This is a genomic window from Pseudonocardia oceani (genome assembly GCF_019263585.2).
Taxonomy (GTDB): Bacteria; Actinomycetota; Actinomycetes; order Mycobacteriales; family Pseudonocardiaceae; genus Pseudonocardia; species Pseudonocardia oceani.
In genome coordinates this window covers 6007950-6034840 of the sequence record NZ_JADQDF010000001.1, presented here as the reverse complement: position 1 = coordinate 6034840, position 26891 = coordinate 6007950, and the positions used below count along the sequence as shown (strand labels likewise).

Sequence of the window (26891 nt, the reverse complement as noted above, 5' to 3'; positions counted from 1 at the left end):
GGGGCCCCACGGACGAGGGGTGCGCGCATGGGTCTGGGGCCGGGTCTGGTCGCCGAGCTGGAGGCCGTCGTCGGCGCGGAGCACGTGCGCACCGGCCGCGGCGACCTCGAGCCCTACAGCCGCGACGCCACACCGATGTTCCGCGGCGTCCCCGACGCGGTCGTGTGGCCGCGCACCGCCGAGGAGGTCGCGGCCGTGCTGCGCCTGGCCACCCGCCACGGCGTGCCGGTGGTGCCGCGCGGCGCCGGTTCGAACCTGTCGGCGGGCACGCTGGCCGACCGCGGCGGCATCGTCCTCGTGCTCACCCGGATGACCTCGATCCTGGAGGTCGACGCCGACGAGCTGCTGGCGCGCGTCGAGGCCGGCGTCACCACCGCCGCGCTCGCCGAGGCCGCCGCCGCGAAGGGCCTGCTCTACGCCCCCGACCCGGGTAGCCGCACCGTCTCCACGGTCGGCGGCAACGTCGCCACCTGCGCGGGCGGGCTGCGCGGCCTCAAGTACGGCGTCACCCGCAACTACGTCCTGGGCACCACGGCCGTGCTCCCGACCGGCGAGATCATCCGCACCGGCGGGCGGCTGTGGAAGGACGTCGCGGGCTACGACCTCACCCGCCTGCTCACCGGCTCCGAGGGCACGCTCGGCGTGCTCACCGAGATCACCGTCGCCCTGCTGCCGATGCCCGCCACCGCCGGCACCGGCGTGGCCTACTTCCCCACGCTCGCCGACGCCGGGCGCGCCGTCACCGCCGTCATCGGGGCCGGGATCGTGCCCGCCACCCTGGAGTTCCTCGACGCCAAGTGCATCGGCGCCGTCGAGGACTACGCGCACCTGGGCCTGCGCCGCGACGCCGGGGCGCTGCTGCTGTTCGGCGACGACGGCACCGACGACGTCGTCGCCCGCACGCTCGACCGCATCGGCGAGCTCAGCACCCGGCACGCCGCGCTGGAGGTGACCCTCGCCGAGGACGTCGCCCGCTCCGAGGCCCTGCTCGCCGCCCGGCGGTGCGCGCTGCCCGCGCTCTCGCGCCTGGGGACGCTGACGATCCTGGAGGACGCGACGGTCCCCCGCCCCCGGCTCGCCGAGATGGTCGACCGGATCGACGAGATCGCCGCGCGCCACGACGTCGACATCGCGACCTTCGGCCACGCCGGCGACGGCAACCTGCACCCGACGTGCGTGGTCGACCGGCACGACGAGGACGCGGCCCAGCGGGCGCACAAGGCCTTCGGCGACGTGTTCGCCGCCGCGATCGCGATGGACGGCACGATCACCGGCGAGCACGGCGTCGGCGCGGCGAAGCTGCCCTACCTGCAGGACCGCCTCGGCGCCGACCAGGTGGCGCTGCTGCGCCGGATCAAGGCGGCGTTCGACCCGGCCGGCATCCTCAACCCCGGGAAGCTCGGATCGTGAACCTCTTCGAGCCCGAGCTGCTGGACCGCTGCATCTCCTGCGGGTTCTGCCTGCCCGCCTGCCCGACCTACGCCCTCACCGGCGACGAGGGTTCCTCCCCCCGGGGCCGGATCAACCTCATGCGCGCGCTCGACACCGGGATCCTCGACGTCGACGACCCGCGGGTGCGCGAGGAGGCGTCGTTCTGCCTGGGCTGCCGGGCGTGCGAGCCGGTCTGCCCCGCGGGGGTGCAGTACGGGCAGCTGCTGGAGACCTGGCGCGACCTGGAGTGGTCCGGCCGCGACCGCCCGCTCGTCGCCCGGCTGCTCACCACCCTCACGGCGGTGACGCCACTGCTGCGGCTGGTGGGCCTGGTCCGCCGCCCGGCCCGGGGCGCGGGGCCGCCCGACCGGTCGCTGATGCTCGGGTGCGCCGAGCGCGGTCTGTTCCCCGGCGTCAGCCGCGCGGTCCGCCGGCTGCTGCCCGGCATCGCCGTGCCGCCCGCGCAGGGCTGCTGCGGCGCGCTGCACGCCCACAACGGCGACTCCGCGCGCGGCGAGGCGCTCGCCCACCGGCTCGGGGAGCAGCTGCCCGGCGTCGTCGTCACGACCTCGGGCGGATGCGCCGCGCACCTGGCGAGCGTGCTGGGCCGCGACCGCGTGCAGGAGCTGAGCGAGCACCTGGTCGCCACCGGCACGACCCCGGTCGGCGAGGTCCGGGTCGGCGGGCGCCGCGCGCGGGTGGCGCTGCAGGACTCCTGCCACCTGCGCAACGGGCTCGGCGTCTCCGCGCAGCCGCGCGCGCTGATCGCCGCGGTCGCCGACCTCGTGGCCGTGCCCGGCGAGGCGACCTGCTGCGGCGCCGCCGGCACCTACTCGCTGCTGCGCCCGCGCGACAGCCGCCGCATCCTGAACCCCAAGCTCGACGCCGTGGAGGCCGCGGGCGTCGACTTCGTCGTGGCGGTCAACCCCGGGTGCCTGCGCCAGCTCGACCAGGGGCTGCGGCGCCGCCGCAGCCGCGTCCGCGCGGTGCACCTGGCCGACCTGCTGCTCGACGCCGCGGGCGGTCGCGCGCTCCCCCGGCCGCGTCGCCGCGCGCGGCGGGTGGGCCGCGGCTGAGGCCGCGCGGGGCCGTTTCCGCTGCACCCCCACGGGTACGCCGCAGCGCATGGAGATCGGCTACAAGCTCGCCAGCGAGGCCTTCGGCCCGCAGGAGATCATCCGCCAGGCCGTGCGGGCGGAGGAGGTCGGTTTCGACTTCGTCGAGATGAGCGACCACTTCCACCCGTGGCTCGACGTCCAGGGGCACAGCTCGTTCACCTGGAGCGTGCTGGGCGCGATCGCGGCCCGCACCTCGACGATCCGGCTGGTCACCGGCGTCACGTGCCCGATGATCCGCTACCACCCGGCGGTCATCGCGCAGGCCGCGGCGACGATGGCGCTGGTGTCCGACGACCGGTTCACCCTCGGCGTCGGCGCGGGCGAGCGGCTCAACGAGCACGTCGTGGGCCGCGGGTTCCCTGCGGTCGGGCCGCGCCACGCGATGTTCCGCGAGTCCCTGGAGATCATCCGGCTGCTGTGGAAGGGCGGGTACCGCTCCTACCGGGGCGCCTACCTGCAGCTCGAGGACGCCCGCGTGTTCGACCTGCCCGAGCGGCTCCCGGAGATCGCGGTGGCCGCGAGCGGCCCGTCGTCGGCCCGGATCGCCGCCGAGCTGGGCGACGACCTGTTCGCCACCGACGCCGACCCCGACCTCGTGGCGCACTACCGCGACGCGGGCGGGCGCGGCGGCGGGTACGCGGAGGTGCCGCTGGCCTGGGCGCCCGATGTCGACACCGCGGCGCAGGCGGCCCTCGCGACGAACCGGTGGGGCGTCACGGGCTGGAAGGTGATGAGCGAGCTGCCCAACCCCGTCAACTTCGACGCCGCGACGACGACCGTGCGCGCGGAGGACATGATCGAGAAGTTCGGGTGCGGGCCCGACCCGGAGCGGCACCTGGAGCAGGTGTCGTCCTACCTCGACGCCGGGTTCGAGCGGCTCGTGCTGATGAACGCGGGCCCCGACCCCGACGGGTTCCTCGACTTCTACCGCGACGAGCTCGCCGGCCGCATCCGGCAGGAGCACGCCCAGCCGGCCCGCGCGGCCGCCGGCGGTGCCTAGGAGCGCCGGTGCGTGAGGAGCTGCGGCGCGAGCTCGACGGTCTCGGGGCGCACCTGGCCCGGATGTGCGACGAGGCCGGGTCCTCGATGGAGCGGGCCGTCCGGGCCGTGCTGCGCGCCGACCTGCCGCTGGCCGAGGCCGTGATCGGCGGGCAGGCCCGGCTGGACCGCCTGCGTGACGACGGCGCCGAGCGCGCCCACCGGCTGCTCACGCTGCAGGCGCCGGTGGCGCGCGACCTGCGCCGCGTCGTCACCGCGCTGCAGGCGGGCGAGCGGATCGGGCGGATGGGCGGGCTCGCCTCCCACGTGGCGGGTCTCGCCCGGCGCCGCCACCCCGACCCCGTCCTGCCCGCGGAGCTGGCCGCGCCGTTCGCCGAGATGGGCGCGCTCGCCGTCGGGCTCGCGCGCCGGGTCGGCGACGGCTGCGCGGCCCCGCTGCAGGAGCAGTGGGCCGAGCGCGAGCGCGACGACGACCGGGTCGACGCGCTGCACCGCGACCTGCTGACGGCCGTGCGGCGCCCCGGCGCCGGCTACGGGGTGCGCACCGGCGTCGACGTCGCCCTGCTCACCCGGTTCGTCGAGCGCTTCGCCGACCAGGCCGTGTCCGTGGCGCGCCGGCTCGACGACGTCGCCGCGAGGCGGGCGCCCGCTGTGCGATGCACCGTGGACGGATCTTCCGGCCGGTCGTAGGGTGCGCCCCCAGGACACCGAGGAACGCAGCGTCGACGGTCGGGGAGCCTGTGCGGATCACCCCGGAGCACGGGCCGGGCAGCGTGCTGCTGCACGTCACCGGCCGGCTGACGTCCGACGCCTCCGCCCGCCTGCACCTCGCCCTCACCACGCAGCTCGCCACCGGCGCGGCGGTGCTCATCGACCTCTCCGGCCTCGTCCTCGACCGCTCGGCCGCCCCCGACCTGGCCCTGCGCGGCCGCCCGCGGAACGTCCGGGCCCGCTTCTGCCTGCCGGGATGCCCGACGGCGGGGGTCGTCGGTGACCTCGTCACCGACACCGTGGCGCCGTGGGGTCTCGACCCGCTCGACGCGACGCTCGCGGCGGCCGGCTCCGCCCAGCTCGTGGGACGGGCCTCCGAGCACGGCTGCGACCTGGTGATCGAGCACGACGGCCGTTACCTGCACCTGCGGGTCACCGACCACCACGCGCCGGGGCGGCACGGGCCGGACGGGCCGACCGCCGTGCACCGCGTCGCGCTGCGCACCGGACGGGGCGCGCCGCAGGAAGCGGAGGCGCAGGAGGCGGACGCGTAGGGACGGGGGCACCGGGTACGGCCCGGACGTGACGATCGACAGCACCCGGACCGGGAGCGGCCGCGCGGAGCCCCCCGCGCGCATCGCCGACCCGTGGGGCGAGCGCGCCCGTACGCCGCGGTTCCTCAGCGACGACCGCCGGGCGCGTACGCTGCATCAGGTCCGCTGGGCCCTGGCCCGGCTGCGGACCTCCGCTCCGCAGCTGCTGGTGTCCTGAGAGCACCGCAGCAGAGCAGCACGGGTCGACCGCGTCGAGCGGGGTACCCGTCGTGAACCACCCGTGAACGAGAGGAGGAGGGCCCACCGCGTGCCGGTACCGCAGGAGAACCGCAGCACCCGCCCCGGCGGTCACGTCGTCGTCGTCGGTGCGTCCGCGGGCGGGGTCGAGGCCCTGCGCAAGCTGGTGGCCGGCTTCCCGCCCGACCTGGACGCCGCCGTCGTCGTGGTGCTGCACATCCCCCGCACCTCCCCCGGCGCGCTGCCCAACATCCTCGACCGAGCCGGCCCGCTGCCCGCGGAGGCCGCCCGGCACCGCGCGCCGCTGCGCCGCGGCGTCGTCCACGTCGCCCCGCCCGACCACCACGTCCTCGTCGAGGACGGGCGGCTGCTGCTGTCCACCGGGCCCATGGAGAACGGCCACCGGCCGGCGATCGACCCGCTGTTCCGCTCCGCCGCGGCCTCGCACGGGCCGCGCGCGGTCGGGGTCGTCCTGTCCGGCACCCGCGACGACGGGGCGGCCGGCCTGGCCGTCCTCGCCGAGCAGGGCGGCGCCGCCGTCGTCCAGGACCTCGACGACGCGATGTACGCGGCCATGCCCGGCAACGCGCTGGAGCAGGTGCCCGACGCGCTCGTGCGCACCGCCGACGACCTCGGCGCGGCTATCGCGGAGCTGGTGCGGCGCCCGGTCGGCCCCCGGCCCCCGGCGCACGCCTCGGTCACGCCGCTGCGCGCGGAGGTCTCGGTGGCGGCCACCGACCGGCCCAGCACCGAGGACATCGCGGGCGCGGTGCCCTCGCCCTACTCCTGCCCGCACTGCCACGGCGTGCTGTTCGAGGTGCCCGGGCCGCCGCGCCCGCGCTTCCGCTGCCGCGTCGGGCACGCCTGGTCGCCCGAGAGCCTGGAGGCCGACCAGGCCACCGGCGTGGAGAACGCGCTGTGGGTCGCGCTGCGCGCGCTGGAGGAGAAGGCGTCGCTGGTGCGGCGACTGGCCGACGAGGCCCACGCCCACGGGCACCACCTCAGCGCGGAGGAGTACCGCGCCCGCGCGCGCCACGCCGAGGGGCAGGCCGCGCAGGTCCGCGCCCTGCTGCAGCCCGGGGAGCCCACGACCGGCGAGCTGAGCTCGGGCTGATGCGGGCCCCGCTGCGGTGCGAGGTCCCGCTGCGCTACCCCGTCGGGCTGGTCGTCGTCACGGGCGTCCTGCGGATGGACAGCGCCCCGGTCCTGCGCGCGGCGGTGCTCAAGGTCCTCGCCGACCGGCCCTCCGCCCTGGTGCTCGACCTCGCCGGGCTGGAGGTCGCCGACCCCGCCGCCGCGACGGTCCTGCCGCTGATCGAGCAGCACGCGGCCCACCGCGCCGAGGCGGCGCTGCTGCTGGCGGCCCCGTCGCCGAGCGTGCTCGCCGAGCTGCGGCGCCTGGGCGTGCACGTCCCGGTGCACCCCACCCGGGCCGCCGCGCTCGCCGCCGCGGCCACCCGGCCGGCGCCGACCCGCGTGCGGCTGGACTTCGCCCCTGTCGAGGACGCCGCCGGAGCCGCCCGCGACCGCGTCCGTCACACCTGCCGGCTGTGGTCACTGAACGACGCGCTGTCCCAGCGCGCGGCCCAGGTCGTCAACGAGCTCGTCACCAACGCCGTCCAGCACACCAGCGCCGGCGGCACCCTGCTCGTCACCCGTCGGCCCTCCCTCCTGCACCTCGCGGTGCGCGACGCCGGCACCGACCAGCCCGTGCTGGGCGAGGGCTTCGGCCTGCGCATCGTCGACGGCCTGAGCACCGGCTGGGGGGTCCGCGCGGTCCCGGACGGCAAGGTGGCCTGGGCTACCCTGCGGATCTGGCCGGACATCGACCCGCGCACCGCCCGGACGGTCGTGCACCGGTAAGCGGTGGGGCGGAGAGGGGCTCCAGGGAGGGGGGACGGCGTTGCCGGACACGGACGCGGGCGCACCGGACGTCGACGCGGGCCTGGAGGCGCTGCTCGCGCACCTGCGCGACACCCGCGGCTTCGACTTCACCGGCTACAAGCGCTCGAGCCTGTCGCGCCGGGTGGCCCGCCGCATGCAGGAGGTCGGGATCACCGACCACGGCGAGTACATCGACCACCTCGAGATGCACGCCGCGGAGTTCACGGCGCTGTTCAACACGATCCTGATCAACGTCACGGCGTTCTTCCGGGACCCGGACTCGTGGGACCACCTGCGGAAGGAGATCCTGCCCGGCCTGCTGGCCACCAAGCGGCCCGGTGAGCAGCTGCGGGTCTGGAGCGCGGGCTGCGCGTCCGGCGAGGAGGCGTACACACTCGCGATCGTGCTGGCCGAGCTGCTCGGCCCCGAGGAGTTCCGGGCGCGGGTCAAGATCTACGCCACCGACGTCGACGAGGAGGCGCTGGGCCACGCCCGCCAGGCCGTCTACGACGAGCAGCAGGTCCGCAACGTCCCCGACGAGTGGCGGGAGCGCTACTTCGAGCGCGTCGGCCCGCGCTACCAGTTCCGGCCCGACCTGCGGCGGTCGGTGATCTTCGGGCGCAACGACCTCGTGCAGGACGCCCCGATCTCGCGGATCGACCTGCTGGTGTGCCGCAACACGCTGATGTACCTGACGGCCGAGACGCAGTCGCGCATCCTCGGCCGCTTCCACTTCGCGCTGGGCTCCACGGGCGTGCTGTTCCTGGGCAAGGCCGAGATGCTGCTCAGCCACGGCGCACTGTTCGTGCCGCTCGACCTGCGCCGCCGCGTGTTCACCAAGGTCGCGCGCGTGCTGCCGGCCGGCCCGGTGGCGCCCGTAGGGTTCGCGCCGCCGTCGGTGGCCGGCGACCCCATCACCGGCCGCACCTACGAGGAGATGCTGCTCTCCGGCCCCGTGGCGCAGATCGTGGTCACCGTCGACGGCACGGTCTCGCTCGTCAACCGGGCGGCGGAGGCGCTGCTCGGGGTGTCGGTGCAGGACCGCGGCCGGCCCTTCCGCGACCTGGAGCTGTCCTACCGGCCGGTCGAGCTGCGCCGCTACATCGAGCAGGCGCAGGCCGAGCGCCGCACCGTCACCCTCGACGACGTGCGCCTGTCCCGGCGCGACGGCGACACCGTCACCCTCGAGACCGCCGTCAGCCCGCTCTACGACCCCGACGGCGCCGTGCTGGGTGCCACGGTCACCTTCCACGACGTCACCGCCGCCCGCCAGCTGCAGGACGACCTGCGCCGCGCGCACCTGCAGCTCGAGACGGCCTACGAGGAGCTCCAGTCGACCAACGAGGAACTGGAGACGACCAACGAGGAGCTCCAGTCCACGGTGGAGGAGCTGGAGACGACCAACGAGGAGCTCCAGTCCACGAACGAGGAGCTGGAGACGATGAACGAGGAGCTGCACTCGACCAACGACGAGCTGCAGTCCATCAACGACGAGCTCCAGGACCGCACCGCGCAGCTCGACGAGGCCAACGGCTTCCTGGAGTCCGTGCTGGGGGGTCTGCGCTCCGGGGTGGTCGTCCTCGGGCGCGACCTCACCGTGCGCGAGTGGAACCGGCAGGCGCAGGAGCTGTGGGGCCTGCGCCGCGAGGAGGTCGTGGGACAGCACTTCCTGACCCTCGACATCGGGCTGCCGCTCGACCTGCTGCAGCCGATGATCCGGGAGGCGCTCAGCGCACGCGCCGGGTCGCAGGAGCTGGGCGTGGCGGCGGTCAACCGGCGCGGCCGCACCATCGGCGTCCGCGTGCTGAGCAGCCCGCTCGGTGGGCCCACCGACCCCACGCCGGGGATCGTCCTGATGATGGAGCAGGACGGCGCGCAGGCGGACGCGGCCGACGGGCCCGACCAGGCGTCGTGACCGGACGCCTGGTCGGGCCCGGGGTCAGCAGGCGAGCGCCGGCACCGGCTCGCTGAGCTCGCGGGCCACGGCCCGCAACGGGGCGCCCGCGCTCACCAGGTCGAGGTGGCTGCCCGGCACCTCGACGAGCCGGGCGCCGGGGTCGACGCAGGCCTGCCAGCGCACCAGCCGGTCGTCCCGGCTGTAGAGCGCGGTGAACGGCACCCGCACCGGGGCGCGCAGCATCTCGCGGAACTCCGCGCAGCACTCCCCCAGCACGCACGACAGCCGCGCGAGCCCCGGCACGCCCAGCGTCCCGGCCACCGCGATCGCGGCGGCCTGCACCAGCAGCGGGCGGCTGACACCGTAGAGGTCGAACGGGGTGCCCAGCGTGGTGAGCGAGCGCACCGGGAGGTCGGGGTCCTGCAGCGCGACGCGGGCGAACTGCCCGCCGCGGCTGTAGCCGACGAGCCGGACGCCGTCGCCGTCGTCGGCGTGGCGGATCACCTCGCGCAGCCGCTCGACGGTCTGCGCGCCGCACCCCATCCCGGCGCCCGCGGTGTAGGTGGTGACCGTGTAGCCCAGCCGGCCCAGCCACTCGCCCAGCGGCGCCAGCGTCAGCTCGGTGGTGCACAGCCCGCCGACGAGGACCAGGGACCCGCGGCCGCGCCACCGCGGCGGGGGCTCGCCCGGCCCCGGGTCGAGGACGCCGCCGGCGGCGCTGCGCAGTCGGCGCAGCACGGCGCCGACGGAGATGCCGGGGAACGGCCCGGACCACGGGTGCCCGTCGACGAGGGCGGTGCTGTCGCTCATGCTCCCGGCTACCCGCCGGCGGGCCGGTCATGCGACGGACCGGGGGCCCGCGACCGGAGGTCGCGGGCCCGGCGGCGTCAGCTCCCGCGCACCGACTGCGCGGTGTCCTTCGCCTGGCCCTGCACGTCCTGGGCGGCCGAGCGGCCGTCGTCGGCGACCGTGCGGCCCGCCTCGGTGGCCGTGCCGCGGACCGCCTCGACGGCCTGCTGCGCAGGCTCCTGCAGGTTCTCCTTCACCTCGTTCGCCACCTGCTTCGCGGCGTCGGTGACCGGCCCCGACAGCTCCTGGGCGCGGTCACGGGCCTGGCTCGCGAGCTCCTGCTCCCGGCGGCTCGCCGGCAGCAGCGACGACACGAGCAGCCCCGCGCCGAACGCCACCAGCCCGGCGGCCAGCGGGTTGCCGCGGGCCTGGCGGCGGACCGCCTGCGGGGCCTGCTGGGCGGCGTCGGCGACCGACGAGGCGGCCGAGGACGCCGAGGACGACACCGACGACGCCGTGTGCGACGCGGCTCCGGCCAGGTCGTGCCCGGTGCCGTGCCCGGTGCTGTGGCCGCCGCTGCGCCCGGTCGCGTAGCCGATGGTGCCGGGGGTGCCCGGGGTGTCGTGCGATCCCATCACTGCCTCCTTCGCGCGACCGAACGCGCCGCGCACCCGGTCGACGCGCCGCTCGACGATGCGCCCGGGGCTCACCTTGTCGGTCAGGGCGTCGACGTCGCGGCTGAGCGTCGCCTGCGTGTTCTCGATCTCCGCCCGGATCCGGTCCGGGTCCTCGCTGCTGGTCATCGGGTGTCTCCTCGGTTGCCCTTGAGGGCGTCCGGAACGGTGGACAGCGTCTCGACCGTGCGGTCGGGACGGGGGTGCACGCGCCGCAGGTTCGAGCGGCCGGTCACGAACAGGACGGCGGCGATGATCGCCCACACCAGGGCGACGACCAGCCCGGACCATCCCGAGCCGATCAGACCGCTCAGGGCCGCCCACAGCGCGATGGACAGGAACAGCAGGACGAAGTGGCCGGCGACCCCGGCCCCCGCCAGCGCGCCCGCCGCCTTGCCGGTGCGGGTGGCCTCCTGCGTCACCTCGGCCTTGGCGAGCGCGATCTCCTGGCGCACCAGCGTCGAGAGGTCGCGGCTCACGGTGCCGAGCAGCTCGCCGACCGAGCGGCTGTCCCGGTCACCGTGCCCCGGGTCGTGCCCGGCCGGGTCCGCGACCGGGCCCGGACCGGCGGCGCGCTCCGCGGGGACCGCCGTCCCCGGGTGGTTGTCGCCGTAGGTCGGGCCGCCGTGCCGCTGGGCCTCGTACCGGTCCGGCGCGTACTGGTCGGCGTAGCCGCCGGCCGGGTACTGCTGCGCGGTGCGGGGATCGGGTCCGTACCCGCCGCCCGGACCGGTCGGACCCCCGGCGTGCGACCCGGACGGTCCGGGGCCGGGGTTCACGGGGCCGGTCATCGCGGGTCCCGCCGCTGCGGCCCGTCGGCGCCGAGCTCCTCGACGTACTCGCCGACCGTCGTCGCGCCCGGCCGGGGCGCGTGCGTCGGGCCCGGTGCGGGCGGGGGCGGCGGGACGACCGGTCCGGCACCGGGGCCGGTACCGGCGTGCCGCGGCGGTGGCGGCGGCACGGAGCCCGGGCCCGCTCCCGGGGGTACGGCGCCGGGGGGCACCGCACCCGGCGGCACGGCGCCGGGCGGGGTGCCCGGCTCGACGGGGGGCATCCGGCCCGGCCCGGCCGTCCCCGGCCCGGCGGGTCCCGGTCCGACGGGCCCGGGTCCGCCGGGACCCGCACCCGGGTAACCCGGGCCGGCGGGCCCGGGCACGGGGTGGACGGGAGCGCCGGGTCCCGGCGGGAGGTGCCCCGTCGAGTAGCCGTCGCCCGGTCCGCCCTGGGCGCCGCCCGGCCGCGACGGCCCGTCGTCGTGCTGGGCGTCGACCGCCCCGCGGGTCAGCCGCCCGGCGACCACGCCGGCCAGTGCCGCACCCAGCAGGAAGGCGCCGGGACGGCGGCGCGCGAAGGAGCGCACCTCCTCGAGCACGTCGCCCGGCTCGTGGTGGTCGAGCCAGCCGGCGACGTCGTCGATGCGTCCGGCGGCCTGCGCCGCGAGGTCGGCCGCGGGGCCTCCGTCGCCGCCGTCGGACATGCCGTGCAGCTCCCGGGCCAGCGACCTCAGGCCCTCGGCGGCCTTCTGCTGCCCGGCCCGGGCCTGCTCGGTGGCCTGGCCCCGGGCCTCGCCGACCAGGTCGTGGGCCTGGCGCCGCGTCTCGCGCGCCACCTGCCCGGCCTGGTCGGTCGCCGTCGACGCCACCTGGCGCCCGGCGTCGGCGGTCGTGCGGCCGACCTCGGCCGCGCCCTCCCGGGCGGCCTGCCCGGTCCCCTGCCCCTGCTGCGCGGGCGGCCCCTGCGGTGAGGCACTCGTCTGCTGCGTCATCGCCACTCCTCCAGTTGCTGTCCGGTCAGGTCGGCGGCTACCCCCTGGGGGCCGGTCCAACCGGGCTCGCGGAGGGTTTCGGAACGGCCGGAACGGGCATGACGAAGGGGTGACTGCAACCGATGTACCCGGGATCGGCCGGGTGGAGGACGACAGGACCGGGCGGCCGGTGCGCGAGACCGTGTCCGACCCGCCCGACATCGTCTTCGTCGACGAGGGGCCGCTGCTGGTGCGCGGCCCCGTCGTCGTGGAGATGCCCGACGGGCGGCGCGTGCGGTCCGAACGCCCCGTCTCCGCGCTGTGCCTGTGCCGGCGCACCCGGCGCCCCCCGTTCTGCGACACCAGTCACCGGCGCAAGGTCCGCGACGAGAGGGTCCGCGACGAGGGGGAGGCCGGGCGTGCCTGAGCTGCCCTCCTCCCGCGGCCCGATCGGCGACGCCCTGCTCGCGGTGCTGCGCGGCGGCGCCGGACCGTCCACGCTGGACCCCGCCGTCGTCGACGGCGCCGACCCGTTCGGCGAGGACCTCCAGCTGGCCCTGTACTGCGCCTACGAGCTGCACTACCGCGGCTTCGACGGCGTGTCCGACGACCCTGCCGCCGACGATCTCGAGTGGGACCCCTCCGTGCTCGGCCTGCGCCGCGCGATGGAGCGGGTGTTCCTCGACGCGCTGCGCGCCGCGGTCCCGGCGTCGGACGGCAGCGACCTCGACGAGGTCCTCGCCGGCCTGCTCGTGGAGCCGGTGACGGCCCACGGCGTCTCGCACCACCTGCGCCGCGACGGCGAGGAGTGGCAGGTGCGCGAGTACGTCGTGCACCGCTCGCTCTACCACCTGAAGGAGGCCGACCCGCAGGCGTGGGTGATCCCGCGGCTGGACGGCGAGGTCAAGGCGGCGCTGGTGACCGTCGAGCACGACGAGTACGGCGCGGGCGACCCGGTGCGCATGCACGCCCGGCTGTTCGCCGACATGATGGCCTCGCTCGGGCTCGACGACCGCTACGGCGCCTACCTCGACGCCGTTCCGGCGCCGGTGCTGGCCGAGGTCAACCTCATGTCGCTGTGCGGGCTGCACCGGCGGCTGCGCGGTGCGCTGGTCGGGCAGTTCGCGACCGTCGAGCTGACGTCGTCGCCGGGTTCGGACCGCCTGGTGCGCGCCATGCGCCGCCTCGGCCTGCCCGACGCCGCCGTCGAGTTCTACTCCGAGCACGTGGAGGCCGACGCGGTGCACGAGCAGCTCGTGCGGCGCGGGGTCGTCGCCCCGATGGTGGCGGCGGAGCCGGAGCTCGCCGCCGACGTCGTGTTCGGCATCCGGGCGTCGTGCCTGCTCGCCGACCGCACCGACGAGCTCCTCCTGGAGAGCTGGACCGCCGGACACGGCGCGCTGCGCGTGCCGCTGCCCGGGATGCCCGAGGCCCCCGCGGCCTGACCCGGTCGTCCACCGGCGGGGATACCGTGGAACACACGGCCCCCGTGCACCCGAGGTGCACGGGGGCCGTGTTCCGCGCCCGCCTGTCCGGGGTGCGGCGTCAGCCGCCCCCGCCGACCTCGTCGCCCGCGCCACCCTCGCCGGGCGCGGTCTCGTCGCCGGCGTCGCCGCCGTTGCCGAAGCCGTCGCCCTGCTCGCCCTGCTCGGGGACCCCCGGGCCGCCGTCGCACGAGCCGGCGCCGGTGAGCACGAGCGCGGCGGCGGCCACGGCGCCGAGCACGATCCGGCGCGGGCGCGACGCACGGCTCACCGGTTCCGCCGGCCGGAGCGCAGGATCAGCAGCAGCACGACGAGGAACGCCGCGGCGCCGCCGGCCGCGACGGCCGGGCGGTCGCGGATCAGCGCGCCCACCGCGGGCGCCTTGTCGTCGACGACCGCCCGCGCCTGCCCGGCGCGCTCCCTGACCACGGCGACGGTCTCGTCGCGACGCTCCTTCACCCGTGCCGGGACGTCGACGCGGTGGGCCAGCTCCTCGACGGTCTCGCCGAGGTCGGCGCGCAGCTCGTCGAGGTCGGCGCGGAGCTCGGGGGTGGAGCGCTCCTCGGCGCGGCCGTCGACGACGGGGCGCTTCGGGTCGACCGGTGTGTCCCCGGCGGTCCCACCGGCGGCGTGGCTCATCGGTGCACCGCCTGCTTCACGGCGTCGACGTCGCGGCCGACGTTGTCGACGGCCTTCTCCGGCACCGGGGGCAGCGCCTTGCGGATCTGGCTGCGGCCCAGCAGCGCCAGCACGCCGGCGACGACGAGCAGCACGATGCCGACGACGAGCGCGGCGAGCCACACGTCGAGCACGGTCGCCACGCCGGCGACGGCAGCCGCGACGAGCGCGCCACCGCCGTAGAGCGCGACCACACCGCCCGCACCGGCGAGGCCCGCGCCCGCTCCGGCGCGCTTGCCCTTGTTCGCCAGCTCGGTCCGGGCGAGCTCCAGCTCGCCGCGCACGAGCTCGCTCACCTGTCCGGCGAGGCGGGTGACCAGATCACCGGTCGAGAGGTCGGAGGGACCCGGTGGCGCGGCCTGCGCCCGGGGGTCGTTCGTGGTGTCAGCGGTCATGGGACCCGGCTACCCGGCCGACCGCCGCGACACACCTGCGGTGAGGCACCGGACAGGGGGAACCCGGCCTACCGCCGCGCGAACGCCGCCTCGAACGCCCGGCACACCATGTGCAGGGCCACGAGGTGGCCCTCCTGCACGGTCGCGGTGTCCCCCGCCAAGCACACGGCGTCGTGGCTGAGACGGGCCAGCGGGTTGGGGCGGGGGCCGGTGAGCGCCCACACGTCGGCGCCGCGGTCGTGCCCGGCGCGCGCGGCGGCCAGCAGGTTCTCGCTGGCGCCGCTGGTGGACAGCAGAAGCACGACGTCGCCCTCGCGGGCGTGGGCGCGGACCTGGCGGGCGTAGACCTCGGTGTAGCCGTAGTCGTTGCCGACGGCGGTGAGCGTCGAGGTCTCGGCGTGCAGGGCCAGCGCCGACACCGGGCTGCGCTCGCGGTCGAAGCGCCCGACGAGCTCGGCGGTGAGGTGCTGGGCCTCGGCGGCGCTGCCGCCGTTGCCGCCGACGAGCAACCGTGCGCCCCCGCCGAGGCGCTCGGCCAGCACCTCGCCCCAGCGGGCCAACCGCGGCACGGCGGCGCGCAGCACCGGCAGCGCCTCGTCGAGGCGGCGCACGTGGTCCTGCAGCTCGCGCTCGGCGAGCGCGCGGCCCTCCGCACCGGCCGTGCCGGTGACGGTTCCCGTGTCGAGCACGCCGGTCACCGGGCCACCGCCGTCGGCAGGGGTCCGGCGGCTCCCGGAGTGCCCGGGCCCGACGCCCACCGCCCGCTCCACGCGCACAGCGCCGCCCAGAACAGCGCGAACCCGGCGATCCGCGGGCGCCGCGACACGTCGGGGAGCTGCAGGCCGAACACCACGACGTCGGCGGCGTCGGAGAAGACCCGGGCGGCGACGGCCGCACGCAGCGCCGGGCCGTAGGGCGCGAGCACCATGGCTGCGCCGATCGCGGTGTCCCGCGCGCCGATGCCGCCGATCAGGGTGCGGACAGCGGCCGACGCCTCCCCCGTCGGGCCCGTGAGCCCGCAGGGCCGGGCGAGCACCTCGGGCCGGACGGTGATCACGATGCTGTAGGCGGCGGTGATCGCGCCGAGTACGCGCGGAAGCAGGTGCACGGTGCTCCTCTCCGGGGGCGGTTGCGGCCGGGTCGGCCGGTCGGAGCGGCGGGTACCCCGGTCCGGACGCTCGAACCACGAGCCGGGATCGGCCGTCCGGCGGGTGTGAGAGCCCGTGGTGCGGGGATCCCTGCCCGGATGAGCGCACGACGAGGAGACCCGACATGAGCACGACCGCCCACCGAGGGGACGCCGGCCGCGGTGACGCCGGCCGCGGTGACGCCGGCTCGCAGCACGCCCCGCCCGGATCGCGGGCCGAGACCCCGGCCGCCATCCCGCCGAAGGGGTGGTGGCAGGTGGTGCGCCGTGCCTTCGCCGAGGGCAAGGCCGACAACGTCTCGATACTGGCCGGGGGCGTCGCCTTCTTCGCCTTCCTCGCCCTGTTCCCCGCCCTGATCGCCGCGCTCACCCTGTACGGGCTGGTCGCCGACCCGGAGACCGTGGCCCGGCAGGTGCAGGACCTCGCCGCAGGTCTGCCCCAGGACACCCAACCGCTGGTGGCGGGGCAGCTGCAGTCCCTCACCGCCCCGGGCGGCAGCGCACTGGGGATCGGGCTGGTCGTGTCGGTCCTCGCCGCGCTGTGGAGCGCGTCGGGCGGCACGAGCAACCTCATGTCGGCGATCAACCTCGCCTACGACGAGGACGAGACCCGCGGGTTCCTGCGCCTGCGCGGGACCGCTCTCGCGCTGACCCTCGGCGCGATCGTGTTCGTGCTGGTCGCCCTGACCCTCGTCGCCGTCGTGCCGCCGGTGCTCGACGCGCTGCAGCTCGGCGTCGTCGGCACCGTGGTGGCGCAGGTGGTGCGCTGGGTGCTGCTGGTCGGGGTCGTCGTCGTCGCGCTGGCCGTGGTGTACCGCGTGGCGCCCGATCGCGACGCCCCGAAGTTCCGCTGGACGAGCCCCGGCGCGGTCGTCGCGACGCTGCTGTGGGTGCTCGGGAGCGTGGCGTTCAGCCTGTACGTCAACAACTTCGGCAAGTACAACGCCACCTACGGCGCACTGGCCGGCGTCGTCGTGCTGATGCTGTGGCTCTACCTCACCAGCTACATCGTGCTGCTCGGTGCCGAGATCAACGCCGAGTCCGAGCGCCAGACCCGCCGCGACACCACGCGCGGGGAGCCGGTGCCGATGGGCGAGCGGCGCGCGCAGGCCGCGGATACGGTGGCCGACGGTGGGTGATGCGCCGGCCACCGCCTCGGTCGCCGCCGCCGGGCGCCTGCACCCGTTCACGGTGGGGGCCCGGCGCGACGCGGCGGCCGTCGCGGGCGGCTAGTGGGCCGGCGGGTGGTGGCGGGCCTGCCCGAGGCCGTCACCAGGGTGCTGCGGCGCCGCGGGCGGGAGCGCGAAGGGCTCGTGCAGGCGGCCAAGGCCGCCGCGGCCGCAGCGCTGGCACTGCTGCTGCTGCGGTGGACCGGCGAGGCCGGCCGCGCCCAGGCCTTCCTCGCCCCCTACGCCGCGGTCCTGGCCGTCACGACCACCGTGCGGCGGTCGTGGTCGGGGGCGGCGAGGCAGGCGGGGATGGTGCTGGTCGGGGTGCTGCTCGCGGGCGTCGTCGGGCGGCTGGTGCCGGAGCAGGTGGTCGCGGTGCCGCTGGTCGTGCTCGCCGGGCTGCTCGCCGGGCGCTGGCGCCACTTCGGCGAGGACGGGTACTGGGTCGCGGTCACCGCGCTGCTGCTGCTGGTCAACGGCAGCGCCGAGCAGCCCGACGGGCTCGTGGCCTGGGTGCTGTTCAGTGCGGCCGGCTCGGTGCTGGGCGCCACCGTCAACACGCTCGTCCTGCCGCCGGTGCACCTGCAGGACGCCCGGGCCGCGGTCGACGCCCTGGCCGGCGAGATCGGCGGGCTGCTGCGGGAGATGGCCGCGGGCGTGCGCGACGGACGCGACACCGCCGAGGCGGAGCGCTGGGTCGGGCGCGCCCGCGCCACCCGCGTCACCGTCCGCCAGGCCCACGACGCCGCGTGGGAGGGGCGGGACAGCATGCGCTGGAACCCGCGGCGCCGCCGCATCGGGAAGGTGGACTCCCCGCTCGCCGCCCCGGAGACCGTGCTGCGCCTGGACCGCGTCGCCGAGCGCGCGGTGCAGGTGGCCGTGCTGCTCGCCGACCCCGCCGACGGCCCCGAGCACCCGCCCGACGGCGCGCTGGCCGACCTGGTGGAGCGCCTGGCGGACTCCGTCGACGCCCTGCGGGCCCCGGATCCATCGGTGGACGAGCAGGGCGGCGGGTCGGGCGGCGGGACGGGCGCCGGAACCGGCGAGCGGCCGCGCGAGCGGGTGGAGGACGTGGCGTCGCACGTACGGGCCGCGTGCGTGATGACCCTGTCCGACGCCCTCGACGACCTGCACCGCTGACCACCCTCCTCCGCGCCCGCGCGGCGCGGAGGGGGCGGGGCCCGGGGCCGGAGGCGGCGCTAGTCCTCGATCAGCCGCACCACCGCACGCTCCAGCACCGCACGTCCGGCGTCGTCGGAGGGGGCGGGGGCGCCGGCGCGGCGCAGGGCCGAGGCGATCGTGACGCCCTCCTCGAACCGCTGGATCACCCGGGGGTCCACGTAGGACGCGCGGGCGACGGTCGGGGTGTTGCCCAGGTGCTCGGCCACCTCGGTGACCGCGGCCTTCAGCAGCCGCTTGCGGGTCCGCTCCGCGGTGGGCGGGCCGTCGGGCGCGGCTGCGGCCAGGGTGGCGGCGGCGAGCACGGTGGCGTTCCAGGTGCGGAGGTCCTTGCAGGTGTAGACGCCGCCGACGAGCTCCTTGACCCCGGCGTTGAGGTCCTCGGCCCGCACGTCGTGCCAGCCGCGCCCGACGCGGTGGGCCAGCAGGTCCTCGCCGCCGCCGCGGCGGCGCAGCAGCCCGCCCACGAAGCGGTGCAGCAGCGGGTCGCGCAGGGCGACCGTCCGCTCGATGCCGCCCTTCGCGAGGTAGCGCACCTCGACGGCGCCGCGCCGCAGCCGGACGTGGTCGCGGCGCAGGGTGGCGAGGCCGAACGTGCCCTCCTCGTCGTCGTCCTCCCCCGGTGCGTACTCCTCGCCGCCCGCGCGGAACACGCCGACGTCGAGCATCCGCACCGCGCCGGCCAGCACGCGGTCGCGGTCGAGCCCGGTGCGGGACAGCCGCACGGCGATCTCCTCCCGCACCGTCGGCATCCGCTTGCCCAGCGTCAGGACGCGGTCGTACTTCACCGCGGCGCGGGCCTGGTTCCAGACGTCGTGGTAGCGGTACTGGCGGCGCCCGGCCGCGTCTGTGCCGACGGCCTGGATGTGCCCGGCCGGGTCCGGGCTGATCCACACGTCCTGCCACGCCGGCGGGATCACCAGCCCCTTGGCCCGCGCCAGGTGCTCGGGATCGGTCAGCGTCGCGCCCGAGGCGTCGACGTAGCCGAACCCGCGCCCGCGGCGGCGCCGGGAGAAACCGGGACCGGAGGGGTCACTGCGTACGAGCCCCTCGGGCATCGCGTCGTCCACGGTGCCCAGATACCCCTTCCGCCCCGCGGCATACGCACTCAGCGGGCCGTGAGCGGGACGGTTCCGCCGCGGTCCACGAGCAGCACCCGCGAGCCCGTCCCCCGGGCCGCCATGCGGGCCACGAAGTCCGAGCGCGGCGAACGGAACACCGGGTAATCGTCGAAGTGCACGGGCACCGTCGTGCCGGGGTCGATCAACGACGCGAGGTCGGCGCCCTGCTCGCCGTCCATGGTGACGAGCACGCCGAGCACGCGCGTGCCGCCGAGGTGGGCGACCATCACGTCGATGTCGGGGAAACGCTCGCGCACCGAGCGCAGCCAGGGCCGCCGCAGCGTGTCCCCGGTGACGTAGACGCGCAGCACCCGCCGCCCGCCGCGCTCGAGGTCGACGACGCTGCCCATCACCGGCGGCAGGGCGCGGTGCACGACCGCCGGGCCGTGCTGCCCGGGCACCGCGGTGACCCGCAGCGTCTCCCCGTCGCGGTGGATCTCCCGGCTCTCCCACGTCTGCAGGCCCGTCGCCGCCTCGAAGCCCCAGCGGCGCAGGCGCCGGGCGGCGTGCGGGGTGGTGACGACGGGCAGGTCGGGGGCGAGGCGGTCGCGGGCGATCCGGTCGAAGTGGTCGCCGTGCAGGTGCGAGAGCAGCACGCCGTCGAGCAGCGGCAGGTCCTCGGGGCCCAGCGCGGGCTCGGTGCGGCGCCGCGAGGTCAGGCCGTAGCCCAGGTGCACCCGCCGGCCCCGGTGCAGGAAGTTCGGGTCGGTGAGCAGCGTGAACCCGCCCAGGCGCAGCAGCGTCGTGGCGGTCCCGCCGAAGGTCAGGGAGCCGGGCGGGTCGTCGGGTCCGGTCATCGGGGCCGGGTGCCCGCCGGGAGGGCGCCGAAACCGGCCCGCATGTACCGCCGGGGACGGGGGAATCCGCCGCCATGGTCTCCCGCACCCAGGACGACGCGCCGCTGCGCCGCGCCCTCGACGGCCGCCTGCTGACGCTGTTCGTCGTCGGCGACGTCCTCGGCGCCGGCATCTACACCCTCGTCGGCGAGGCCGCGGGCCGCGCGGGCGGGGCGCTGTGGCTCGCGCTGGCCGTGGCCCTCGGCCTCGCGCTGCTCACGGCCGCGTCCTACGCCGAGCTCGTCACGCGCTTCCCGCGGGCGGGCGGCGCCGCGGTGTTCGCGCGCCGGGCCTTCCGCAGCGAGGGCGTCGCGTTCCTCGTCGGCTTCTGCGGGATCGCGGCGGGGGTCACCAGCGTCGGGGCGCTGGCGGTCGCGTTCGGCGGGGAGTACCTCGCCGCGCTGGTCGCGCTGCCGCCCGTGCCCGTCGCCGTCGGGTTCCTGGTGGTGCTCGCCCTGCTCAACGCGCGTGGCATCACCGAGTCGATGCGCGCCAACGTCGTGATGACGCTGCTGGAGTCGGCCGGGCTGGTGCTGGTCGTCGTGCTCGGGGCGGTACTCGTGGGCCGCGGGCAGGCCGACCCGGCGCAGCTGTCGCAGGTGCCCGGCGAGGGCGCGGGCGGGGTGGCCGCGGCCGTCGTCGCCGCGGCGGCACTGGCGTTCTACTCCTTCGTCGGGTTCGAGACCTCGGCCAACATGGTCGAGGAGACGGTCGACCCGCGCCGCACGTTCCCGCGCGCGCTGTTCGGCGGGCTGCTGCTCGCCGGGGCGCTCTACGTCCTGGTCGGGCTCACGGTGACGCTGACCGTCCCCCTCGACCAGCTCGCCGGATCCACCGGACCGCTGCTGGAGGTCGTCCGGATCGCCGACGTCGGCGTCCCGCTGTGGCTGTTCTCGGTGATCGCGCTGGTCGCGGTGACCAACACGGCCCTGCTCACCGGCATCTTCAGCAGCCGCCTCGCCTACGGGATGGCCGAGGACGGGCTGCTGCCCCCGGTGCTCGCGCGAGTCCTGCCCGGGCGCCGCACGCCGTGGGTCGCGATCGTCGCGACGACCGCGCTGGCCCTGGCCCTGGCGCTCACCGGCGACCTGGCCGAGCTCGCCGACACCGTCGTCCTGCTCCTGCTGGTGAGCTTCCTCAGCACCAACATCGCCGTGCTCGTCCTGCGCCGCCGCGACGACGGCGAGGCCGACCACTTCCGCGTGCCGCTGGTGCTCCCGATCCTCGGCGCCCTGTCCTGCGTGGCGCTGATGGCCCAGCAGTCCGGCGCGGTCTGGCTCCGCGCCGCCCTGCTGCTCGGGCTCGGCGTGCTGCTGTACGGGGCCGAGCGGCTGCGGAAGCGCGGGACGGAGCGGTCGGCGCAGCGGGAAGCGTGATCGGCCCCGCGTGATCAGCCCCGCGTGATCAGGTCCGCGTGATCAGGTCCGCGTGATCAGGTCCGCGTGATCAGGTCCGCGCGGCCGGCACGAGCGCCCGCACCTGCTCCGCCACCACCAGGTCCTCCCGGGCGGTCACCACCACCGCCCGGGCCGGTGCGCCGGGGGCCGTGACGTCGGCGTCGCCGCCGGCCGCCTCGTTGGCCGCAGGGTCCAGCGCGAGGCCGAGGAAGCCGAGCCCGTCGACGACCCGGGCCCGCAGGACGGGCTGGTGCTCCCCCACCCCGCCGCTGAAGGCCAGCACGTCGATCCCGCCCAGCGCGGCGGTCATGGCCGCGACCAGGGCGCGGGCGCGGTGGGCCCAGACGTCGAGCGCGATGAGCGCGTCGTCGTCCCCGGTGGCGGCCAGGCCGACGACGTCGCGCACGTCGGAGCTCCCGGCCAACGCGAGCAGCCCGCTCTCGCGGTCCAGCGCCCGGCCCACCTCGTCGGCCGGCACGCCGCGGCGCTGCAGGTACGGGGGCACCGACGGGTCGAGGTCACCGCAGCGGGTCCCCATCACCAGCCCGGCGGTCGGGGTGAAGCCCATCGTCGTGTCGACCGACCGGCCGCGGTCCACCGCGCACAGCGACGCGCCCGAGCCCAGGTGCGCGGTGACGGTCCGAAGCTCCCCCACCGGCCGTCCGACGATCTCCGCGGCCCGGCGCGCCGACCACTCGTGGGCGAGGCCGTGGAAGCCGTAGCGGCGCACCCCGAGGCCGTGGCGCCAGCGGTCGGGCACGGCGTAGGTGTGCGCGGCGGCGGGCAGGCTGCGGTGGAAGGCGGTGTCGAAGCACGCCACCTGCGCGACGCCCGGCAGCGCGGCCCGGGTGCGGCGCAGGGCGTCGACGGCGGGGCCCTGGTGCAGCGGCGCGAGGTCGGCGAGCGCCGCGATCGCGTCGAGCACGGCGTCGTCGACGAGCGCGGGCCCGGTGAAGCGGGTGCCACCGTGCACGATGCGGTGCCCGACGGCGTCGATGCCACCCCCCTCGGCACCACCCCACTCGGCACCGCCCTCCGCGGCCCGGCGCTCCACGGCGTCCCCGGCGTCGGCGGGGTCGACCGACTCGCTCCACACGGTCCGGTCGCCGTCGACCAGCGACAGCTTCACCGACGACGACCCGGCGTTGACGACCAGGACCCGCGTCACGGGCGGGGGCCGCTCGGTTCCGGCCAGACCCAGCCGCGCACGTCGGGCGCGTCCTCGCCGTGCAGGCGGGTGTGGCGCCGGCAGCGCAGCCGCTCGTCGAGCATGAACTGGCGCAGCGCGCTGTGGCGCACGGCGAGCCCGGGCACGCGGTCGATGACGTCGACGACGAGGTGGAAGCGGTCGAGGTCGTTGAGCATCACCATGTCGAAGGGCGTCGTCGTGGTGCCCTCCTCCTTGTAGCCGCGCACATGGATGTTGCGGTGGTTGGTGCGCCGGTAGGTCAGGCGGTGGATCAGCCACGGGTAGCCGTGGTAGGCGAAGACGACGGGCCGGTCGGTGGTGAACAGGCCGTCGAACTCGCGGTCGGACAGCCCGTGCGGGTGCTCGCGCTCGTCCTGCAGCCGCATGAGGTCGACGACGTTGACCAGCCGCACCTTCAGCTCGGGCAGGTGCTCGCGCAGCAGCGAGACCGCGGCGACGGCCTCCAGCGTCGGCACGTCGCCCGCGCAGCCCAGCACGACGTCGGGTTCCTCCCCGTCGGCGTTCGACGCCCACGGCCAGATCCCGATGCCGCGCGTGCAGTGCGCCACGGCCTCGTCCATCGTCAGCCACTGCGGGCCGGGGTTCTTGCCCGCGACGACGACGTTGACGTAGTCGCGGGTGCGCAGGCAGTGGTCGTAGGTGGAGAGCAGGGTGTTGGCGTCCGGCGGCAGGTAGACGCGCACGATCTCGGGCTTCTTGTTGAGCACGTGGTCGACGAAGCCGGGGTCCTGGTGGGAGAACCCGTTGTGGTCCTGGCGCCAGACGTGGCTGGTGAGCAGGTAGTTCAGCGACGCGATCGGCCGGCGCCACGGGATGTGGCGGCACGCGGCGAGCCACTTGGCGTGCTGGTTGAACATCGAGTCGACGATGTGGATGAACGCCTCGTAGCAGTTGAACAGCCCGTGGCGGCCGGTGAGCAGGTAGCCCTCCAGCCAGCCCTGGCACAGCTGCTCGTTGAGGACCTCGAGCACGCGCCCGGCGCGCGCGGTGTGCTCGTCACCCTCGCGGATCTCGCCGGTGAACTGCCGGTCGGTGGCGTCGAAGACGTCCTGGAGCCGGTTGGACGCGGTCTCGTCCGGGCCCATGATCCGGAAGTCGTGCGGGTTGCGGCGCACGACCTCGGCGAGCCAGCGGCCGAGCACCGCGGTGGCGCCGACCGGCCCGGAGCCGGGCTCGGGGACGTCGACGCCGAACGCGGTGAAATCGGGCAGGCGCAGGTCGCGCAGCAGCTCGCCGCCGTTGGCGTGCGGGGTCGCACTCATCCGCTTCGTGCCGCGCGGCGCGAACTCGGCGATCTCCGGGCGCAGCCCGCCGTCCTCGTCGAACAGCTCCTCGGGCCGGTAGGAGCGCATCCACTGCTCCAGCTGGGCGCGGTGCCCGTCGTTCGTGCGGGTCTCGGCCAGCGGCACCTGGTGGGCGCGGAAGCTGCCCTCGACCTGCTTGCCGTCGACCTCCCTCGGCCCCGTCCAGCCCTTCGGCGTGCGCAGCACCAGCACCGGCCACGCCGGGCGCTCGACCTCCTCCCCCGCGGCGAGCTGCTCGGCCGCCCGCGCCCGCAGCCGCACGATCTCGTCGACGATCTCGTCCATCACGCCGGCCATCCGCACGTGGACCGCGGCGGGGTCTTCTCCGTCGAAACCCCCCTCCAGCACGTACGGGCGGTGGCCGTGGCCGCGGAGCTGGTCGAGCAGCTCGGACTCCGGGATCCGCGCGGCGACCGTCGAGTTGGCGATCTTGTAGCCGTTGAGGTGCAGGATCGGTAGCACCGTGCCGTCGTGGACGGGGTGCGCGAACTTGTTGGCCTGCCAGCTCCCGGCCAGGGCACCGGTCTCGAACTCGCCGTCGCCGATGACGCAGGCGACGAGGAGGTCGGGGTTGTCGAACGCGGCGCCGTAGGCGTGCGCCAGCGCGTAGCCCAGCTCGCCGCCCTCGTGGATCGATCCCGGCGTCTCCGGCGCCGCGTGCGACGGGATGCCTCCGGGGAAGGAGAACTGCCCGAACAGCGCCTTCATCCCCTCCGCGTCGCGCGGCACGTGAGAGTAGCGCTCGGAGTAGGTGCCCTCCAGCCACGCCGTCGCGACGACGGCGGGGCCGCCGTGCCCGGGGCCGGTGACGAACAGCGCGTCGCCCTTCCCGTCGTTCCACCCGTCGCGGCCGATCACGCGGTTGAGGTGGGCCCACAGGAACGTCAGGCCCGGGGTGGTGCCCCAGTGCCCGAGCAGCCGCGGCTTGACGTGCTCGGGGGCGAGCGGCTCGCGCAGCAGCGGGTTGTCCATCAGGTAGATCTGCCCGACGGAGAGGTAGTTGGCGGCCCGCCACCAGGCGTCGAGCACCTGGAGGCCGGCGGGGGTGGACGTCGTCGCGGGGGCGGCCATGGACAAGGGCTACCCGCCCACCGTCCGCTCATCCGTTGCCGCCGCCGGCGTGTGAGCCGCTCGTGGCGGGGTACGCGGGCGGTCATGACCACCACCCCCGTCCGGCCGGAACCGGTGACCGCCCCGGTCCGCCCGGGGCGCGGCTCGCGGATCACCCACCTGCTGCGCACCACCGATCCCAAGGACATCGGGGTGCTCTACCTGGTCACCGCGTTCACGTTCTTCCTCGTCGGCGGCGCGATGGCGCTGCTGATGCGCGGGGAGCTGGCCGTGCCGGGGCAGCAGTTCCTCTCCGGCGAGCAGTACAACCAGCTCGTCACGATGCACGGCACGGTCATGCTGCTGCTCTACGCGACGCCGATCCTGTTCGGCTTCGCGAACTACATCCTGCCGCTGCAGATCGGGGCGCCGGACGTCGCCTTCCCGCGGCTGAACGCCTTCTCCTACTGGCTGTTCCTGTTCGGTTCGCTGATCGTGCTCGCGGGGTTCCTCACCCCGGGCGGCGCCGCCGACTTCGGCTGGTACGCCTACGCCCCGCTGTCCGGGCCGACCTACTCCCCCGGCCCCGGGGCGACGCTGTGGTTCTCCGGCCTGATCGTGTCGGGGCTCGGCACGATCCTGGGCGCGGTCAACATGGTGACGACGGTGGTCTGCCTGCGCGCGCCCGGCATGACGATGTTCCGGATGCCGATCTTCTGCTGGAACATCCTGGTCACCTCGATCCTCATCCTGGTCGCGTTCCCGATCCTCACCGCGGCCCTGTTCGGCCAGCTCGCCGACCACCACCTCGGCGCCCACGTCTTCGACCCCGAGCACGGCGGCGCGGTGCTGTGGCAGCACATGTTCTGGTTCTTCGGCCATCCCGAGGTCTACATCGTGGCGCTGCCGTTCTTCGGGATCATCACCGAGATCATCCCGGTGTTCAGCCGCAAGCCGCTGTTCGGCTACAAGACGATGGTGTTCGCGACGATCGCGATCACGGTCCTGTCCGTGGCCGTGTGGGCGCACCACATGTTCGCCACCGGCGCGGTGCTGCTGGCGTTCTTCTCCTTCACGACCTTCCTCATCGCGATCCCGACCGGCATCAAGTTCGTCAACTGGATCGGCACGATGTGGAAGGGGAAGATCACCTTCGAGACCCCGATGCTGTTCGCCGTCGGGTTCCTGGTGACGTTCCTCTTCGGCGGGCTCACCGGTGTCCTCCTCGGCTCGCCCCCGCTGGACTTCCACCTCAACGACACGTACTTCGTCGTCGGGCACTTCCACTACGTGCTGTTCGGCACGATCGTGTTCTCCGTCTTCGCCGGCATCTACTTCTGGTTCCCGAAGATGACCGGCCGGTTCATGGACGAGCGGCTGGGCCGGGTGCACTTCTGGACGATGTTCATCGGCTTCCACATGACGTTCCTGGTGCACCACTGGCTGGGTCCGCAGGGCATGCCGCGCCGCTACGTCGACTACCAGCCCCAGGACGGCTTCACGGTGCTCAACACGATCTCCTCGGTCGGGGCGTTCCTGCTGGGGATCTCGACGCTGCCGTTCCTGTGGAACGTCGCCCGCAGCTACCGCCACGGCCGCCGCACCACCGCCGACGACCCCTGGGGCTTCGGCAACTCCCTGGAGTGGGCGACGTCGAGCCCGCCGCCGCGGCACAACTTCCACGAGCTCCCGCGCATCCGCTCCGAGCGTCCCGCCTTCGAGCTGCACTACCCGCACCTGGTCGAGCGCTACCGCCGCGAGGCCCATGTCAGCCGCGCGACGCCCGCCGAGCGCGCGGCCCAGGGCGTGGGCCGCGAGGAGCAGCCCGACGACGACCCCGCGTCGCGGTGACGCGCACGTCCGACACTCGCCGACCCGAGAGG

General features: G+C 75.8%; 28 protein-coding genes. 15 read left to right on the top strand and 13 right to left on the bottom strand.

The window, feature by feature from the left end; translation table 11 throughout:
* The first annotated feature begins 27 nt into the window (after positions 1-27).
* The 9 genes from I4I82_RS30285 (at position 28) to I4I82_RS30245 (ending at position 8849) form a co-directional block, all read left to right on the top strand.
* A complete protein-coding gene (locus I4I82_RS30285) occupies positions 28-1410 on the top strand; it encodes an FAD-binding oxidoreductase (RefSeq protein ID WP_218590810.1) in 1383 nt (460 codons plus the stop codon).
* Positions 1407-2507 (top strand): (Fe-S)-binding protein, encoded by a 1101-nt coding sequence (locus tag I4I82_RS30280; RefSeq protein ID WP_226370332.1) that lies wholly within the window; start codon positions 1407-1409, stop codon positions 2505-2507. The genes I4I82_RS30285 and I4I82_RS30280 overlap by 4 nt, the downstream gene beginning before the upstream one ends.
* A 49-nt stretch (positions 2508-2556) precedes the next feature.
* On the top strand, positions 2557-3549 hold the full coding sequence (locus tag I4I82_RS30275) for a TIGR03557 family F420-dependent LLM class oxidoreductase (protein WP_218590811.1): 993 nt from the start codon (positions 2557-2559) through the stop codon (positions 3547-3549).
* 8 nt (positions 3550-3557) lie between these two features.
* Complete coding sequence (locus tag I4I82_RS30270; protein WP_226370331.1) at positions 3558-4238, top strand: phosphate signaling complex PhoU family protein; 681 nt, start codon at positions 3558-3560, stop codon at positions 4236-4238.
* Between the two features lie 50 nt (positions 4239-4288).
* Positions 4289-4813 (top strand): hypothetical protein, encoded by a 525-nt coding sequence (locus I4I82_RS30265; protein ID WP_218590812.1) that lies wholly within the window; start codon positions 4289-4291, stop codon positions 4811-4813.
* A 28-nt stretch (positions 4814-4841) separates the two neighbouring features.
* Entirely contained in the window at positions 4842-5030 is a 189-nt protein-coding gene (locus I4I82_RS30260; protein ID WP_218590813.1) for a hypothetical protein, read from the top strand.
* A gap of 90 nt (positions 5031-5120) precedes the next feature.
* Complete coding sequence (locus I4I82_RS30255; RefSeq protein WP_218590814.1) at positions 5121-6164, top strand: chemotaxis protein CheB; 1044 nt, start codon at positions 5121-5123, stop codon at positions 6162-6164.
* The gene (locus tag I4I82_RS30250) at positions 6164-6913 is read left to right on the top strand and encodes an ATP-binding protein (protein ID WP_218596289.1); all 750 of its coding nucleotides are present in this window, start codon (positions 6164-6166) and stop codon (positions 6911-6913) included. The genes I4I82_RS30255 and I4I82_RS30250 overlap by 1 nt, the downstream gene beginning before the upstream one ends.
* Before the next feature lie 40 nt (positions 6914-6953).
* Positions 6954-8849, top strand: a complete 1896-nt coding sequence (locus tag I4I82_RS30245; RefSeq protein ID WP_218590816.1) for a CheR family methyltransferase — start codon at positions 6954-6956, stop codon at positions 8847-8849.
* A 24-nt stretch (positions 8850-8873) separates the two neighbouring features.
* Here the strand turns inward: I4I82_RS30245 and I4I82_RS30240 are convergent, their stop codons facing one another.
* The 4 genes from I4I82_RS30240 to I4I82_RS34580 all read right to left on the bottom strand — a co-directional run bounded on the left by I4I82_RS30240 (position 8874) and on the right by I4I82_RS34580 (position 12059).
* Positions 8874-9641, bottom strand: a complete 768-nt coding sequence (locus tag I4I82_RS30240) for an alpha/beta hydrolase (RefSeq protein ID WP_218590817.1) — start codon at positions 9639-9641, stop codon at positions 8874-8876.
* A gap of 77 nt (positions 9642-9718) precedes the next feature.
* Entirely contained in the window at positions 9719-10423 is a 705-nt protein-coding gene (locus tag I4I82_RS30235; RefSeq protein ID WP_218590818.1) for a DUF3618 domain-containing protein, read from the bottom strand.
* Positions 10420-11085, bottom strand: a complete 666-nt coding sequence (locus I4I82_RS30230) for a phage holin family protein (protein WP_218590819.1) — start codon at positions 11083-11085, stop codon at positions 10420-10422. The genes I4I82_RS30235 and I4I82_RS30230 overlap by 4 nt, the downstream gene beginning before the upstream one ends.
* Positions 11082-12059 (bottom strand): hypothetical protein, encoded by a 978-nt coding sequence (locus tag I4I82_RS34580; protein ID WP_267460967.1) that lies wholly within the window; start codon positions 12057-12059, stop codon positions 11082-11084. Before I4I82_RS34580 ends, I4I82_RS30230 begins: the two co-directional genes overlap by 4 nt.
* 169 nt (positions 12060-12228) lie before the next feature.
* Here I4I82_RS34580 and I4I82_RS30220 point away from each other — a divergent pair, with 169 nt between their 5' ends.
* Positions 12229-12465 (top strand): CDGSH iron-sulfur domain-containing protein, encoded by a 237-nt coding sequence (locus I4I82_RS30220; protein ID WP_372453780.1) that lies wholly within the window; start codon positions 12229-12231, stop codon positions 12463-12465.
* Positions 12458-13483, top strand: coding sequence for an iron-containing redox enzyme family protein (locus tag I4I82_RS30215; RefSeq protein ID WP_218590822.1), 1026 nt, complete (start codon positions 12458-12460; stop codon positions 13481-13483). Before I4I82_RS30220 ends, I4I82_RS30215 begins: the two co-directional genes overlap by 8 nt.
* A gap of 100 nt (positions 13484-13583) precedes the next feature.
* On the opposite strand, the gene I4I82_RS30210 is transcribed toward I4I82_RS30215, so the two are convergent.
* The 5 genes from I4I82_RS30210 to I4I82_RS30190 all read right to left on the bottom strand — a co-directional run bounded on the left by I4I82_RS30210 (position 13584) and on the right by I4I82_RS30190 (position 15703).
* Positions 13584-13793 (bottom strand): hypothetical protein, encoded by a 210-nt coding sequence (locus tag I4I82_RS30210; protein WP_218590823.1) that lies wholly within the window; start codon positions 13791-13793, stop codon positions 13584-13586.
* The gene (locus I4I82_RS30205; protein WP_218590824.1) at positions 13790-14161 is read right to left on the bottom strand and encodes a DUF3618 domain-containing protein; all 372 of its coding nucleotides are present in this window, start codon (positions 14159-14161) and stop codon (positions 13790-13792) included. Before I4I82_RS30205 ends, I4I82_RS30210 begins: the two co-directional genes overlap by 4 nt.
* Positions 14158-14595 (bottom strand): phage holin family protein, encoded by a 438-nt coding sequence (locus I4I82_RS30200; RefSeq protein WP_218590825.1) that lies wholly within the window; start codon positions 14593-14595, stop codon positions 14158-14160. Before I4I82_RS30200 ends, I4I82_RS30205 begins: the two co-directional genes overlap by 4 nt.
* Positions 14596-14663: 68 nt before the next feature.
* The gene (locus I4I82_RS30195) at positions 14664-15218 is read right to left on the bottom strand and encodes a D-sedoheptulose-7-phosphate isomerase (protein ID WP_218590832.1); all 555 of its coding nucleotides are present in this window, start codon (positions 15216-15218) and stop codon (positions 14664-14666) included.
* A gap of 71 nt (positions 15219-15289) precedes the next feature.
* Positions 15290-15703: a hypothetical protein gene (locus tag I4I82_RS30190; protein ID WP_218590826.1), complete on the bottom strand. Its 414-nt coding sequence runs from the start codon at positions 15701-15703 to the stop codon at positions 15290-15292.
* 164 nt (positions 15704-15867) lie between these two features.
* On the opposite strand from I4I82_RS30190, the gene I4I82_RS30185 reads away from it, so the two are divergent.
* Both I4I82_RS30185 and I4I82_RS30180 read left to right on the top strand, forming a co-directional pair.
* Entirely contained in the window at positions 15868-16881 is a 1014-nt protein-coding gene (locus tag I4I82_RS30185; protein WP_218590827.1) for a YihY/virulence factor BrkB family protein, read from the top strand.
* 105 nt (positions 16882-16986) lie between these two features.
* A complete protein-coding gene (locus I4I82_RS30180; RefSeq protein ID WP_218596288.1) occupies positions 16987-18051 on the top strand; it encodes an FUSC family protein in 1065 nt (354 codons plus the stop codon).
* A gap of 59 nt (positions 18052-18110) precedes the next feature.
* Here the strand turns inward: I4I82_RS30180 and I4I82_RS30175 are convergent, their stop codons facing one another.
* Both I4I82_RS30175 and I4I82_RS30170 read right to left on the bottom strand, forming a co-directional pair.
* Positions 18111-19160, bottom strand: a complete 1050-nt coding sequence (locus I4I82_RS30175; RefSeq protein ID WP_308112844.1) for a DNA topoisomerase IB — start codon at positions 19158-19160, stop codon at positions 18111-18113.
* A gap of 38 nt (positions 19161-19198) precedes the next feature.
* Positions 19199-20008, bottom strand: a complete 810-nt coding sequence (locus tag I4I82_RS30170) for an MBL fold metallo-hydrolase (RefSeq protein ID WP_218596287.1) — start codon at positions 20006-20008, stop codon at positions 19199-19201.
* A gap of 74 nt (positions 20009-20082) precedes the next feature.
* Here I4I82_RS30170 and I4I82_RS30165 point away from each other — a divergent pair, with 74 nt between their 5' ends.
* Positions 20083-21423, top strand: a complete 1341-nt coding sequence (locus I4I82_RS30165; RefSeq protein ID WP_218593482.1) for an APC family permease — start codon at positions 20083-20085, stop codon at positions 21421-21423.
* A gap of 70 nt (positions 21424-21493) precedes the next feature.
* Here I4I82_RS30165 and I4I82_RS30160 read toward each other — a convergent pair whose 3' ends face one another.
* Both I4I82_RS30160 and I4I82_RS30155 read right to left on the bottom strand, forming a co-directional pair.
* The gene (locus tag I4I82_RS30160; RefSeq protein WP_218593483.1) at positions 21494-22612 is read right to left on the bottom strand and encodes an acetate/propionate family kinase; all 1119 of its coding nucleotides are present in this window, start codon (positions 22610-22612) and stop codon (positions 21494-21496) included.
* Positions 22609-25029, bottom strand: coding sequence for a phosphoketolase family protein (locus I4I82_RS30155; protein ID WP_218593484.1), 2421 nt, complete (start codon positions 25027-25029; stop codon positions 22609-22611). The genes I4I82_RS30160 and I4I82_RS30155 overlap by 4 nt, the downstream gene beginning before the upstream one ends.
* An 84-nt stretch (positions 25030-25113) precedes the next feature.
* On the opposite strand from I4I82_RS30155, the gene ctaD reads away from it, so the two are divergent.
* Positions 25114-26859 carry an aa3-type cytochrome oxidase subunit I gene (gene ctaD / locus I4I82_RS30150; RefSeq protein ID WP_218593485.1) on the top strand — a complete coding sequence of 582 codons (1746 nt, stop codon included), beginning with the start codon at positions 25114-25116 and terminating at the stop codon, positions 26857-26859.
* Positions 26860-26891: the final 32 nt, after the last annotated feature.